Here is a 13,507-nt window from a genome sequence, read left to right as displayed (position 1 = left end):
CGCTGGCCCCGCTTCTCCAGGAGACGCAGGAGGTCCCGAACACGATCGTGCAGGGGGCCGTCCGGCAGGGCCGCCGCCGGCGCCGGTTCCGCCGCGCCGGCATCGCCCTCGTTCCTCTGGCTGCGGCGGTCGCGGTGGCGGTGACGGTGGTGTCCATCCGGTTCTCGGCCACGTCCCCCGACGGCCCACCGACCGATACGCCGCGGACGAAGGGATGGCAGACGGTCGCCGAGTCACCGTTGTCGCCCAGGGGCAACCCGACCCTGGTGCAGGTCGGCGAAGACGTCGTGGTCCTCGGCGGAAGCGAGACCGACCCCTGCCCACCCACCGCTTTCTGCGCACTCGACCCGGACGATCTCGCCGACGGGGCCGTCTACGATCCCGATCGCGACGTCTGGCGCAGCATTACCCCGGCCCCGATCCGGTTGACGAACATCTCGACGGCGTCGTCCGGCAACAGCGTGTACGTGCTCACGCATCCCCTGAGCGGATCAGGTCCGAAGCAGCAACTCTGGGAGTACTCACTCACCGAAGACCGATGGACCCAGATGCCGGCACCGCCACAACCAATGGACTCACTCGTATCGGCGGGAACGGATCATCTGGTCGCCTATGTCACCGCGCACACGAAGACGTGGACAGCGGACCAGTCCTACGACATCGCCTCCCGGACCTGGAGGTCAGTTCCACGCGACCCACTGGCTCCGTCCGAGGACAGGAACCTGATCGCCACCGAGTCCGGTGACCTCGTAGTGATCGCTGTCGATCGTCATACGCAGCGAGGGAAACCGACATGGTCACCCTGGCGGACAGCACAATGGAATGCCGTGACCAAGACCTGGAAGGAAGTCCCGACTCCCGACATCGTCGACTCCGGCCCGACGTGGATGTGGGTAGCCGGCCGCGTGGTCAATCCGACCACTCAAACGATCGATCTGGGCAAGCGCCTCGTCGGGACGGGAGGAATCTTCGACCCGGCCGACGAGACGTGGCAACCGGTGCCGTCCGCCCCCGTGGGCCCCGAAGGGGTCCTCCCGAACCTTGATTCCGCAGGATCAGGAAGGGTATTCGTCAACGATCAGATCCTGGATGTCCGTTCGGGAACCTGGACCCAAGCCCCCCGCCCCCCCACTCGGTTCCCGACCCAGGACGCCGCGGCGATCATCGTCAATGACCGACTCATCGTCTTCGGCGGGGCCACCTTCGAAGGCTCCCGAGGAACCCTGACCAACGACACGTGGGTCCTGCCCCTTCTTGCAACGACAGCATCCCCGCCGTGAATTTCCTGTGGCGCTGGGGCCCGGACTATTTCAGCCAGTCTGGGCAGGGAGTGCCTCGGGGGAGACCGTAGCGCGCGGCGATGCGGTATGTACCCGGTTCGGGCGCTACCAGGGTGGTCCAGCGGTCTCCCTCGGAATCCTGGTCGTTCTCGATCAGGCAGCCGTTGACATTGCCGAAAACCTCAGAGGTATAAGCTGAATCGATGGATGGGGTGTTCTCCGGTGGCGCGTCGAGGCGTCCGCCCCTCTCGTCCACGAGGCTGAGCCAGGGTGAGTACGGGATGCGGACGAGGATTCTTCCGGCTTTACGTACGTCCAGGGTCAGCTCGTCCTGCCCGGCCCGCTGTACTTGCGTGTCCGGCTCGGCCAGGGGAGTGGGTGTGTCCACCCGGTAGACCTTCCAGTTCCGGTCCGACCAGGCCAGGTTCAGGTAGGGCAATCCCTGCTGAACCAGCGAATGTTCCTGCCGGGCGGCGGAGTCCGGTTGCTCGTTCGCCACCACCACGAGGTGTACGGCCCAGCGGTCCAGCCACTGGCCGTAGGTCTCGGTGTTCAGGCCCTTGTCGTAGAACAGCGGGTTGCGTTCGGCGTCGGCCTGACGGTTCCAGCCCCGGGCCAGATTCACGTAGGGGGCCAGGGCAGAGGCCTCGCGATGGGACCGGACCGGGATGACCTCCACGCGGCCCTGTTCCGCGTGTTCGGCCTCCAATTCGCTCAACAGCGGCGTCAAACCGCTCGTCCAGAGTTGTTCGGGGCGGGTGCGTGCGACATCGCTGAACGTCTTGGCCCCGACCCAGCTCACGAACAGCGCGAGGCAGACCACCGTCACCTGCCACTTGCGACCGCGGGGAGCCACGCGGGGTAGCGCAGCGACGAGCACCACCCCGGCGAACATCAGCGCCATCCGGGTGATGTTGGAGCCGATCTGGGAAGGAATCAGCCAGGCGAGCAGAACACTCAGCCCATAGATCACCGACGTGATCCGTACGGTCTTCCAGTCCTGGGGAACGACCAGGAACGAGGCCACCGACAACGCCACCGGGATCAGGGTCGACCCGAATGGCATCGGCTGGACCCCCGAGAACGGAAACGCCCAGGTCAGAAGCAGTACCACCACGGTCGGGGCCAGGCCCAGGCTGAGAGCCTCGACCCAGCGCTTCTGAAGAAAGAGCGCCGCCGCGAGCAACCCCAGGAACAGGCCCGCCACCGGCGAGCTCATGGTGGCCAGGGCGGCGAAGAGCGCGGTGGCGGCTATTTGTGAACGGCGCCAGGAGATCCAGCGGTGAGGCCAGCAGAACACCACGGCCACCGCACACAACGCGAACACGGTGCCCAGGGCGAAGGTCGCCCGGCCGGACAGGAGGTTGCCCACAATCCCGCACACCCCCAGCAGGGCCGGGCCGGCCAGGTCCTGCCGCAGGGGCAGACGCAGCAGAATTGCGGTGAACAGCGCCGCCGACAACGCGTCGGCCAGCATCAGCGTGGTCCGCACCCCGAGCGCCGACATGATGTACGGCGCCACCACGCTGTACGACATGGGATGCATTCCGCCGTACCAGGAAAGGTCGTACGCCGACGTGGGGTAGCGCGCGACGAACGCCGTCCAGGCGTCCTGGGCGGCGAGGTCGCCTCCACCGTTGGCGATGGTGGCGTACCAGCCAAGACTGAGGACGCCGGTCAGGACCGGGATCCAGACCAGCAGGTCCCGGTTGATCTGGCGTTGTGTTCGACCGGCCGGGCGGTCCACATCGGTATTCGTTGACATACGTGTTCCGGGATCCTTACGAAAAACTGCTCAGCGCCGGGAAAGTCCGCCCAGGAGCGACCCCAGCGCAAGGGCGGTCGCGGGCAGCGGGGGCAGGAGGGCGAAGACGGTGATCGCCGCGGCGGCCGCCGTGACGACGAGAAGGGCCGACAACGGTGCCCGTTGGATCTGCCACCCGGCCACGGACGCGGGCAGGCACCAGACCAGGTCGAGGAGGCCGGGCTCGGACTCGCGGTTCCACCACCAGTACCCCAGGCCGCTGAGAAGGGCCACCGAGGTACCGGAAAGACGTGGCGCAGCGTGAACGACGGGCAGCAACAGGCAGGTCAGGAAGTAGAGCGGCCAACCGCGCTGGTCGAGGCAGACGCCGGCGGCGGTGAGCAGCGCGGCCAGGACGACCGTCTTCCGGAAGCCTGACCGGTCATGCGCCATCAGCGACTGGTGGAACGCGCCGGCTGATCCGTACAGGTGATGGCACCACGCAAACAGGGGCACGTGATACCTGAGCCGCACTGGTGCTCCTCGTGATCGGGCGAAGTCGCGCTGGACGCCCGTTCGGCACCACTGATACGCACGGTGGATCTGCTGCTACCGCAGGTTTGCAGCCTGACGGCGGCGCTCGTCCTACGGAGCCACACGGCTGGTGGCCGCCTCGAGTTCAGCGTGAATCCCGGCGCCCGATAAGGTGTTACCCCGGGTACACGTCCCGTGACGGGCCGCAGTTCTACGGCGTGGTCCATCCCAGCGCGTTCAGTAGCCGGTCATCGGCTTCCGGCCGACGTGCGGACGACGCTGCGGGAACCGTCGCAGCCCACCACGAAGGCGGCCCGGCGGATGCGCTCGTTCCCGTCCGCACCACGAGCGTGCAGGGTCATCTCCTTGGAATGCGGATCGCGCTGAGCCCCCGACCACGATCACCTCGGGTATGGCGCAATCCTTCCGACGTCACGAACCCCGGCAGGCGACCTCGCTGCACAGAAACTGCGGGAAGGGCCGATCCGGGAGTCGCTCGCACTGCATTCGGCGCGAAGGGCTCTTGACGTCACCGCCGGGACGCGGCGCACCCGTCCCACATCGACATGGCCTGCTCGACGCTCGCCGCCAGGGTGGCACCGGAGGCGCCGTCCCGCGCCTCCACGGACAGTCCCATCAGAAAAGCGTGAAGGCTCGAAGCGAGGACGTTCGGGTCCACGGATGCGAGGAGCTCACCTTCGGCGATGCCCCGGCTCACGCACTCCCGCAGGGCCTGGCGGGTGACATCGCGCCGGCGGGCGAGCAGGTCTCGCGGTGCCGAGCTCTCCGGCGCCCCGATCGCCCCCAGGGCGATCAGGCAGCCGCTGGGGTGAGAGGCGTGCGTCTGCATGGCGGCCGATGCTGTCAATGCACTGCGCACCGCCTCTCTCGGCGGGAGAGAGGTGTCTTCCAGTGGCTCGCTGACGGTTCCCGGCCCGCTGAGATACCGGTCGAGGACGCGCTCGAACAGGGCCTCCTTGGAGCCGAAGGCGGCGTAGAAGCTCGCCGAGGAGATCCCCAGGCCCTCGCGCAGCATGGTCAGAGATGTCGCGTCGTAGCCGAACTCCCAGAAAATGCGCAGGGCGGCATCGAGCTTTTCGTCCATGTCGAACTGTCGTGGCCGGCCGGTACGGGGCATCGAGGTTCTCCCTTCTCGACTTCCAGAATAGTCGATCCAGATTTGACGGGGCGACGGCTGTCAGATCACACTTATGGAATGATTGATCCAGAAGTGCAAGAGCGCCCGGCGCTGCACCCCCGACCCGACCGGCTACCCAGGGTGGCCCTGTCCGCCCTGGCCCTCAGCGTCTTCATCGTGATCATGACCGAGACCCTCCCGGCCGGTCTGCTTCCGGAGATCGCGGCCGACCTCGGCACGTCGGAGTCGGCGGCCGGCCAGCTGGTGAGCGTCTACGCCCTGGCGACGGTCCTGGTCTCCATCCCGGCCACCACGGCGACGCGTGGCTGGCGGCGCAAACCGGTGCTCCTGCTGGGGATCGGCGGTTTCCTGGTCGCCAACGCCGTCACCGCCGCGGCCACCACCTACCCACTGGCCCTCGCCGCCCGGTTCGTCGCCGGTGGCTTCTCCGGCCTGCTGTGGGGAATGATCGCCGGCTACGCCATGCGGATCGTTCCGGACGAGCTGCGGGGCCGGGCGCTGGCCGTGGCCATGGTGGGCACGCCCCTCGCCCTTTCGCTGGGAACGCCGCTGGGCAGCGCGGCCGGTGCCGCGATCGGATGGCGCTGGAGCTTCGCCGCCATGTCGCTCATCAGCGCGCTGCTCGTCGCCTGGATCGCGGCCAGGATGCCCGACGCCCCCGGCCAGGCGGCCGAAACCCGCACGCCCCTCAGAAGAGTGCTGCTGATTCCCGGGCTCCGGCCGGTTCTGCTGGTCGTCGTCACCTGGATGCTCGCCCACAACGTGCTCTACACCTACATCTCGACCTTCCTCGACGACACCGGAACCGGCCTGCGGACCGACCTGGCGCTGTTCGTCTTCGGGGTCTCGGCCCTGGTCGGGATCGCCGTCACCGGAGCCCTCATCGACACGGCGCTCCGCCGGCTGGTGCTGGGCTCGCTGACCGGATTCGCGCTGGCCGTCCTGGTACTGGCGGTCGCGGCGGGCTCGCTGATCGCCCTGTGCGCGGCGATCGTCGTGTGGGGCATCACCTTCGGTGGGGCGGCAACCCAGCTACAGACTGCCTCGGCCGATGCGACCGGGGCGGACGCCGATGTGGCGCAGTCCATGGTGACCACCGCCTGGAACGCCGCGATCTTCGGTGGCGGGGCGATCGGGGGCGTGCTGCTCGACCAGGCCGGCCCCGGCACCTTCCCCTGGGCGATGCTCGCCCTCGTGGTCGCCGCCCTGGTCGTCTCCGCGGTCGCCCGCACCCACGCATTCCCGCCGGCTGATGACTGATGAGACCGGATCTGGGATGCCCGGAAGGCAGTCTGACGACGGAGGAAGGGCTCAGGTCGAGCTCTGCTGCGGTTCCAGGGATCTGGCCGCCAGCCAGGCGTCGAGGGCCGGGGCCGCCAGCGGCCGGGAGATGAAATAGCCCTGCGCCTGGTCACAACCGTTGTCGGTGAGGGCTTTCAGCGAGATCTCGTCCTCCACGCCCTCGGCGATCATCGTCAGGCCGAGGCTGTGGGCCAGTTCGATGGTGGAGAACACCAGCGCCGCGGCGCGGGGGTCCTCGGCCATCGGGAACACGAAGGAGCGGTCCAGTTTCAGGTCGTCCACGGGCAGTTCGCGCAGGTAGGCGAGCGAACTGTAACCGGTGCCGAAATCGTCCACTGCTATCCGGATCCCGAGGTCACGCAGGCGGGCCAGGATGTGCCGGGTGCGATCCCGGTCGGCCATCAGGAACTCCTCGGTGACCTCGATCTCCAGCACTTCGGGAGGCAGGCCGCGGACGGCGAGCATGCTCGCGATCTCGTGGGGGAGCTCGGCGTCGACGAGGGAGCTGGCCGAGAGGTTCACCGCGATCGTCAGCGGATGATCGCTCTGCCGCCAGAGCACGGCCTGATCGAGCGCCTCGGTGAGGACGACCTGGTTGAGCCGGCGCATCATGCCGGCGTCCTCGGCCAGACCGAGGAAGAAATCCGGGTAGAGCAGGCCGCGCTCGGGGTGCGCCCAGCGCACCAGGGCCTCCACGTGGTGCACCTCGCCGGTGCTCAGGTCGAGCTTCGGCTGGTAGTGCATGGTGAGCTGGCCCTGGTCGAGGGCGGTGTGGAGTTCCTGGAGCACCCGCAGCCGCATCGGGCCGGTGTCGTCGCTGTCGCCGGAGTAGATCTGGTGCCCGCGCCGCGCCTGCTTGGCCTGGTACATGGCGATGTCGGCGCGGCGCAGCAGAAGACTCAGGGTGTCACCGTGTTCGGGGGCGAGCACCAGGCCGATGCTCGCATCGGTGCGCAACGCGATGTCCTCCAGGGTGCAGGGGCGGGCGATCTCGGCGCGCAGCTTCTCGGCCAGGCTTTCCGCCTCGGTGGCGTCCAGGCCCTCGACCAGCATCGCGAACTCGTCCCCACCGAGGCGGGCGAGCAGGTCGACCGGGCGGGTGAGGTGGGACAGGCGCTGGCTGATCTCGACCAGGAGCTGATCGCCCACGTGGTGCCCGAGACTGTCGTTGACCTCCTTGAACCGGTCCAGGTCGAGCAGGAACAGGGCACCGCGGGCCCGGCGGCGCAGCCGGGCCTCGGCGTCGGCGTAGAAGGCCCGGCGGTTGGCCAGGCCGGTGAGGTCGTCCGTGGTGGCCTGGCGCCGCAGATCGGCCAGGCGGCCCAGCTGCCGGAAGGCGTAGAGCGTACGGACGCCGGCGGCCACCTGGGTGAGCACGGCCAGGGTGAGGGCCAGCGGGGAGACCTGGTCTTTCGTGACCGCGGCGGCCACCAGCACCCCGAGCCCGGCCACCGTGGCCAGACCGGGCAGGAGCAGCGCGGGCCGGTGCTCGACCTCCTCGGCCACCCGGTGACGGGCGTAGGTCCAGGTGGCCATCAGGGCGATGCCGGCCGACCAGAGGGCGTCGGTGAACCCACCGGGCACGTAGGCGTTGGTGAGCAGCGAGACCGCCGACATCACGTCGATGACGATGAACGCGGCCAGCCCGGCGAGCAGGTAGAGCCAGAAGGGCTGCAGCCGCCGGCCCTGGATCGTCATCACGCCGACGACGAGCGCGGCCAGGAACAGGTCGCAGATGGGGTAGAAGAGGGCGAAGCTGGCGCCCAGGGGATTACCCGAGGCACTGACGAATACGCTGTCCAGCAGCACGGCGAGCACGGCGCCGGACCCCAGCGCGCCCAGCGCGCTGTCCAGCCAGACGTCCGGGCCGGACCGGCTGTTCAGCTCCCGGCGGGCGGCCAGGCCGACCGCCAGCACGGCGATCGGGTAGAACGTGGCGAAGCCGAAGTCCGGTGGACCCGGGAAGTCGTACTCGACCCCGTGGGCGTAGAGCACGAGGTAGAGCACGTTGCTGAGGGCGAAGACGGAGACGCCGGTGGACAGCACGGCGATCTCGGGTCGCCGAGGTCCCGCGCGGCGCAGGTTCGACCAGGCCAGAGCGGCGGCCACGATCTGGGAGCCGCCGCCGAGGAAGCCGTCGATGAGCAAGCTGAACTCGTCGCCGCCGTGCAGGCCCAGGGCGATCGCGTGGAGGGCGACCAGTAGCCAGGTCGCAGCCAGCAACAGGCGGTTCACGACCCTCCCCGGGCACGGTGCTGTGCACTCTTTCCCAGGGGTGATCGGAACGTTCGGGGCGGATCTTCAGGGCCCGCCCCGATCAGAGTCGTGAGCTGTGCCGCTCGTCGCTCGCCGGGCGTCCGGCCGCAGCCGGACCTCGGGGTCGGTGATCACGGCACGAGGGCGGCGATCCGGCTCACCGCCTCGACGATCGTGCCCGGCGCGCAAGCCAGGTTCATCCGGGCGAACCCGGCGCCCTGCGGCCCGAAGTCGGTGCCGCGGGTCAGCGCCACCCGGCCCTCCCGCAGGGCGGTGCGCGAGGGGTCGGCGCCCCAGCCCAGCGCCGACATGTCCAGCCAGGCCAGGTAACTCGCCTGCGCCCGGCGCACCGTCACCGACGGCAGACGGGCGGCGAGCTCCCGGTCGAGCACGTCGAAGTTCGACTCGATGGTGGTGATCGTGTCGTCGAGCCACGCGCGGCAGTGGGTGAAGCCCTCCCGGGTGGCGATCAGCCCGAAAAGCCCGGTGCGCACGATGACCTCCTCGGGCAGCGACCGGAGCAGATAGTCCATCCGGTCGGACTCCACCACGAAGAAGGCGCACTTGAGCCCGGCCAGGTTGAACGCCTTGCTGCCCGACACCGCGGCCACGCCGTGCTCGCGGGCCTCGTCCGACACCGTAAGGTACGGCGTGAACTGCTGCCCGTGGTGGGTGAGCGGTGCGTGAATCTCGTCGCTGACCACGAAACCGTTGTGCCGCGCAACGATCCGCGACAGTTCGGCCAGCTGTTCGGAACTGTGGACGAGGCCGGTCGGGTTGTGCGGGTTGCACAGCAGAACACCGCCGGCCCCGTCGGCCAGGGCCCGGTCGACCGCCTCCAGATCCATCGCGTCCTCGAGCATGGGCACCTCGACCACGCTGCCCCCGGCCTCGGAGACCAGGTCGTAGAACGGCGGGTAGACGGGCGGCATGATCACCACCCCCTGACCCGGGACGATGAGCCGGCGCAGCGACTCCACGACGACCACACTGACGTCTGTCGCCGGGCTCATCCGCTTCACCGACGGAAGCCAGCCCCACGCGTCCTGGGCATAACTGGCGAACGCCCGGGAAGCACTGCGATCGTGCGGGTTCACATAGCCGGTGTCGCCCCGCGAGACCGCGGCGACCAGCGCGTCCGCAATCGGTGGGGGTAACGGAAAGTCCATCTCGGCCACGAACATCGGCAGCACGTCGTCGCTGTAGGTGGTCCATTTCTCACTGGTGCGCCGGCGGAGTTCGTCCAGGGGGTCGGCCGTGTTCATGCCTCAACGTTAACCGTGCCGTTGCCGGAACCGCGCACAGCGAGCTCCGGGCGCGGTTCGGCCGGTTCACCGATCGGGCGTGACCTCGGGCTCGGCCTCCGGGCAGGCGACCGGGCCGAGCTGCGAGGTGTGCCACCAGCGGCCGAGCACCCGCCGCAGCCGGACTCCGCAGTTACGGCAGTAGACGTCACTCATCCCTCTATAGTGACCCGCAGCAGGCGCTAGACGAGACTCAGCACAATCTTTCCGCGGGTGTGGCCGCTCTCGGCCGCGTCGTGCGCCTTCGCCGCGTCCTCCAGCGGCAGCACCTGCTCCACCTCGACGTGGATGCTGCCGTCGTCGATCAGGGCGCCGATCCGGCGCAGCGCCTCACCGTCGGGCTCGACCAGGATGCCGGTCGCCCGCACACCCTGCCGCAGGGCGGCCTCGGCCAGCCCGGGTGAGACCCCACCCGGCACGGAGACCAGAAGGCCACCCGGGCGCAGCGTTTTCAGCGACCGCAGGCTGGTGCTGTCCTGCGCGTCCCCGGCCAGGTCGATGACGACGTCGATGTCCTCGACCTCGTCCTCGAACCGCACGGCGGTGTAGTCGATCACGGTGGTGGCGCCGAGTTCCCTCAGCCAGGCGTGGTTACGCTCGCTCGCCGTGCTGATCACCTCGGCGCCCCGGCTGCGGGCGATCTGCACGGCCAGGTGGCCCACGCCGCCGGCTCCGGCGGTGATGAGAACCCGCTGGCCGCTGAGCACCTGGGCGGTGTCGACGATGGCCTGCCAGGCGGTGAGGGCGGCCAGGGGTACGGCGGCGGCCTGCTCGAAGCTGATCGAGGCCGGCTTGGGGGCGAACTGGCGCGAGGGGGCGGTCACGTACTCGCCGTAGCCACCGGCGGCGCGCGGGAACCACGGCATCCCGTAGACCTCGTCGCCGACCTGGAAAGTGGTGACGCCGAAGCCGATCTCCTCGACCACCCCGGCCACGTCCCAGCCCAGCACGAACGGCGGGGAGCCGAGCACGCCGGCCATGCCGGTGCCCTCGCGGGTCTTGTAGTCGACGGGGTTGGTGCCGGCGGCGTGCACCTTCACGAGGATCTCGGTCGGCTTCGGGGAGGGCTTGGGGACGTCCACCACGCGCAGGACGCTCGAGTCACCGAAGGTGTCCTGGGAGACGACGCGCATGGTCGGGTTGCTGGTTGCTGAAGTCATGCAGCCATCGTGTTCGCCGCGGGAAACCGCCACTAGTGGCCCGATGGACATGGTGCGTAAAATTCCGGCCATGGTTCATCGCGTGGTGGTTCTGCTGCTCGACGACGTCGTCCCCTTCGACCTGGGCATCCCCTCCCGGGTGTTCAAGGAGGCCCTGGACGCCGACGGCGAGCGCCTCTACGAAATCGTCACCTGCTCGATCGGGGGCGGCCCGGTGCGTACGAACGCGGACTTCTCGGTCGTGGTCGACCAGGACGAGCAGGCGCTGGCCACGGCCGGCACGGTCGTCATCGCCACCCAGGAGCCCACCGAGCGGATCCTGCGGGAGGGCACCCTGCCGCCGGAGGTGCTGAACGCGCTGTCCCTGATCCCCGACGGCGCGCGCATCGTCAGTCTGTGCACGTCGGCCTTCGTGCTTGCGGCGGCCGGTCTGCTGGAGGGTCTGGCCGCCACCACCCACTGGGCGCTGGCGGGCGAGTTCCGGCGGCTGTTCCCGCACGTGCGCCTCGACCCCGACGTCCTGTTCGTCGACAACGGCCGCATCATCACCAGCGCCGGTGCGGCGGCGGGCGTGGACCTGTGCCTGCACCTGGTGCGCAAGGACCACGGTTCGGGGGTGGCGAATGCCGCCGCGCGGCGTTGCGTGGTGGCGCCCTGGCGCGAGGGCGGGCAGGCCCAGTTCATCGAGCGTCCGGTGCCGCAGCACCAGGACAGCTCCACCGCGCGGACCCGCCAGTGGGCCCTGACCCGGCTCGAGGAGCCGCTGACCCTCCTGGACCTGGCTGCCCACGCCACCATGAGCGTGCGCACGTTCAGCCGCCGGTTCCGCGAGGAGACGGGCGTCAGCCCCAACCAGTGGCTGATCCAGCGTCGCGTCGATTTGGCCCGCCACCTGCTGGAGGTCAGCGACCTACCCGTCGACCGGATCGCCACCGAGGTCGGGTTCGGCAGCGGAACGTTGCTGCGCAAGCATCTTCAGACCACGCTGGGTGTCACGCCGACGAACTACCGGCGCACGTTCCAGGTGCCGGCCGGGGTCTGAAAACCTAAGCGAACGCGGGCACGGCGATGTTGACCTCTTCGCCGTCGTCCGTGGTCTCCAACTGCTCGGTGACCAGGTAGATCCCCTCGGTCGACCAGGCGTCCTGGTCGCCGCAGAACACCCGGCTGCCGACCGCGACCACCCCTGTCCAGATCTTGCCGTCGTGAACTCCACCGCGCAGAAGTAGTTTTCGGTCGTCCATCTGGTACCCGGACGTTCTGCGGTACTGGTTCCGGGTGGATGCGTCCTGGTTGTTCGCCATCGGCGTCGCCCCTGCCTGGGGCGCGGCGCCGGTCCGGTGGATCCGAATCCGTCACGCGCCACGCCTAACACCTTGACGGTACGCCATGTCGGGACATCCCGATTCCCGGGCGGTCCCGGGCTGTCGCCCGAAGGTCGACTAGAACGTTATAGAAAATCGCCGGGCTAGAACGTTATAGTCCTCCGGGCGTCCAGACGTGGTGACGCCGCCGACCCGGAGGAACCCGTGACCTCGTTGCGCCGCAACGCCGCCCTGCTCGCCCTCGCCCTCGGTGGATTCGCGATCGGCCTGACCGAGTTCGCCGCCATGGGCCTGCTGCCCCAGGTGGCGCAGGACCTGCTGCCCGAGCAGTACGCGCACTCGCCGGAGCAGGCCATCGGGCAGGCCGGCTGGCTGATCAGCGCCTACGCCCTGGGCGTGGTGGCCGGCGCCCCGGCGATCGCGGCCCTGAGCGCCCGGCTGCCCCGTAAACGCCTGGTGACGATGCTGCTGGCCTGGTTCGTCGTCGGCACCGCGGCCTCGGCGCTCGCGCCCACGTTCGAACTGGCCCTGGCCGGAAGATTTCTCGCCGGGATCCCGCACGGCGCGTACTTCGGCGCGGCCGGCCTCCTGGCCTCGCGCCTCCTCGGCCCGGGCAGCCACGCCCGGGGCTTCTCCCTGGTCATCGCCGGGCTGACCGTGGCCAACGTGGTCGGGGTGCCGGCGATCACCTTCCTCGGGCAGATCAGTAACTGGCGCGTGGCCAACCTGGCGGTGTCGGCCGCCTTCGCCCTGACCCTGGCCGCGGTGCTCGCGCTGGTGCCCGAGGTCGGTGGCTCGGGCCCGGCCTCGCCGCGCGCCGAACTGGCGTCGCTGCGCTCGGGCCAGGTCTGGCTGGTGGCCCTGATCGCGTCGGTCGGCTTCGCCGGGTTCCTGGCCGTCTACACCTACGCCGCACCGGTCACGACCGTGGTCGCGGGCCTGTCCGAGTCCACCGTGCCCTGGGTGCTGGCCACCGCGGGCGTCGGGATGACCGTCGGCAACGTCCTGGGTGGGGTCGCCGCCGACCGCAACCTGCGGCTCTCGCTGATCGGCGGTTTCACCGCGGTGCTGGCCGCCGGCGCGTTCTTCTGGGTCGTCGCCCGCACCCCGCTCGGCCTGTTCGCCGGGATCTTCCTGGTCGGGGCCACCAGCATGTTCCTCAGTCCGGCCCTGCAGGCCCGGCTGATCCAGGTCGCTCCCGGTGCCCAGCTGATGGGCGCGGCCGTCAGCCAGTCCGCGATGAACGTGGCCAACAGTCTCGGGGCCTGGCTGGGCGGCCTGGTCATCGCCCAGGGCCTCGGCTACCTGTCCCCGGCGGTCGTGGGCATCGCGCTCGCCGCCCTCGGCCTGGCCCTGACCGTGGTCAACCTGCGCCGGCCGGTGGAGCGGGCGGATCAAGCCGTGGTGGTCGCCGGGGCACCGGCCGTCTGAGTAGGGTTTCCG

General features: G+C 69.6%; 12 protein-coding genes and 1 pseudogene. 4 read left to right on the top strand and 9 right to left on the bottom strand.

Annotated features, from left to right (window positions below; translation table 11 throughout):
- Positions 1-47: 47 nt before the first annotated feature.
- A complete protein-coding gene (locus LR393_RS31055) occupies positions 48-1,280 on the top strand; it encodes a Kelch repeat-containing protein (protein ID WP_231488755.1) in 1,233 nt (410 codons plus the stop codon).
- Between the two features lie 25 nt (positions 1,281-1,305).
- Here the strand turns inward: LR393_RS31055 and LR393_RS31050 are convergent, their stop codons facing one another.
- The 4 genes and pseudogenes from LR393_RS31050 to LR393_RS31035 form a co-directional block, all read right to left on the bottom strand.
- On the bottom strand, positions 1,306-3,045 hold the full coding sequence (locus tag LR393_RS31050; RefSeq protein WP_231488754.1) for a hypothetical protein: 1,740 nt from the start codon (positions 3,043-3,045) through the stop codon (positions 1,306-1,308).
- Positions 3,046-3,075: 30 nt separating this feature from the next.
- Positions 3,076-3,477, bottom strand: a complete 402-nt coding sequence (locus tag LR393_RS31045; protein ID WP_231488753.1) for a hypothetical protein — start codon at positions 3,475-3,477, stop codon at positions 3,076-3,078.
- A gap of 329 nt (positions 3,478-3,806) precedes the next feature.
- Positions 3,807-3,926, bottom strand: a pseudogene (locus LR393_RS31040) (FAD-dependent monooxygenase); the annotation flags it as partial.
- 161 nt (positions 3,927-4,087) lie between these two features.
- Positions 4,088-4,696: a TetR/AcrR family transcriptional regulator gene (locus LR393_RS31035; RefSeq protein WP_231488751.1), complete on the bottom strand. Its 609-nt coding sequence runs from the start codon at positions 4,694-4,696 to the stop codon at positions 4,088-4,090.
- Positions 4,697-4,774: 78 nt separating this feature from the next.
- Between LR393_RS31035 and LR393_RS31030 the strand changes: the two genes are divergently transcribed.
- Entirely contained in the window at positions 4,775-5,977 is a 1,203-nt protein-coding gene (locus tag LR393_RS31030) for an MFS transporter (protein ID WP_231488749.1), read from the top strand.
- A 51-nt stretch (positions 5,978-6,028) separates the two neighbouring features.
- Here the strand turns inward: LR393_RS31030 and LR393_RS31025 are convergent, their stop codons facing one another.
- The 4 genes from LR393_RS31025 to LR393_RS31015 form a co-directional block, all read right to left on the bottom strand.
- Positions 6,029-8,254 carry a putative bifunctional diguanylate cyclase/phosphodiesterase gene (locus tag LR393_RS31025; RefSeq protein WP_231488747.1) on the bottom strand — a complete coding sequence of 742 codons (2,226 nt, stop codon included), beginning with the start codon at positions 8,252-8,254 and terminating at the stop codon, positions 6,029-6,031.
- 152 nt (positions 8,255-8,406) lie between these two features.
- Complete coding sequence (locus tag LR393_RS31020) at positions 8,407-9,540, bottom strand: MalY/PatB family protein (RefSeq protein WP_231488744.1); 1,134 nt, start codon at positions 9,538-9,540, stop codon at positions 8,407-8,409.
- A gap of 66 nt (positions 9,541-9,606) precedes the next feature.
- Positions 9,607-9,735, bottom strand: a complete 129-nt coding sequence (locus LR393_RS35935; protein WP_269328168.1) for a hypothetical protein — start codon at positions 9,733-9,735, stop codon at positions 9,607-9,609.
- 26 nt (positions 9,736-9,761) lie between these two features.
- Positions 9,762-10,739 carry an NADP-dependent oxidoreductase gene (locus LR393_RS31015; protein ID WP_231488742.1) on the bottom strand — a complete coding sequence of 326 codons (978 nt, stop codon included), beginning with the start codon at positions 10,737-10,739 and terminating at the stop codon, positions 9,762-9,764.
- A 70-nt stretch (positions 10,740-10,809) separates the two neighbouring features.
- On the opposite strand from LR393_RS31015, the gene LR393_RS31010 reads away from it, so the two are divergent.
- Positions 10,810-11,781, top strand: a complete 972-nt coding sequence (locus LR393_RS31010) for a GlxA family transcriptional regulator (protein ID WP_231488741.1) — start codon at positions 10,810-10,812, stop codon at positions 11,779-11,781.
- Positions 11,782-11,785: 4 nt separating this feature from the next.
- Here LR393_RS31010 and LR393_RS31005 read toward each other — a convergent pair whose 3' ends face one another.
- On the bottom strand, positions 11,786-12,043 hold the full coding sequence (locus tag LR393_RS31005; RefSeq protein WP_231488740.1) for a hypothetical protein: 258 nt from the start codon (positions 12,041-12,043) through the stop codon (positions 11,786-11,788).
- Positions 12,044-12,268: 225 nt separating this feature from the next.
- Here LR393_RS31005 and LR393_RS31000 point away from each other — a divergent pair, with 225 nt between their 5' ends.
- Entirely contained in the window at positions 12,269-13,495 is a 1,227-nt protein-coding gene (locus tag LR393_RS31000; RefSeq protein ID WP_231488739.1) for an MFS transporter, read from the top strand.
- The last annotated feature ends 12 nt before the right edge of the window (positions 13,496-13,507 follow it).

It is taken from the genome of Kineosporia mesophila, assembly GCF_021129235.1.
Taxonomy (GTDB): Bacteria; Actinomycetota; Actinomycetes; order Actinomycetales; family Kineosporiaceae; genus Kineosporia; species Kineosporia mesophila.
This window is presented reverse-complemented; position numbering and strand designations above follow the sequence as displayed.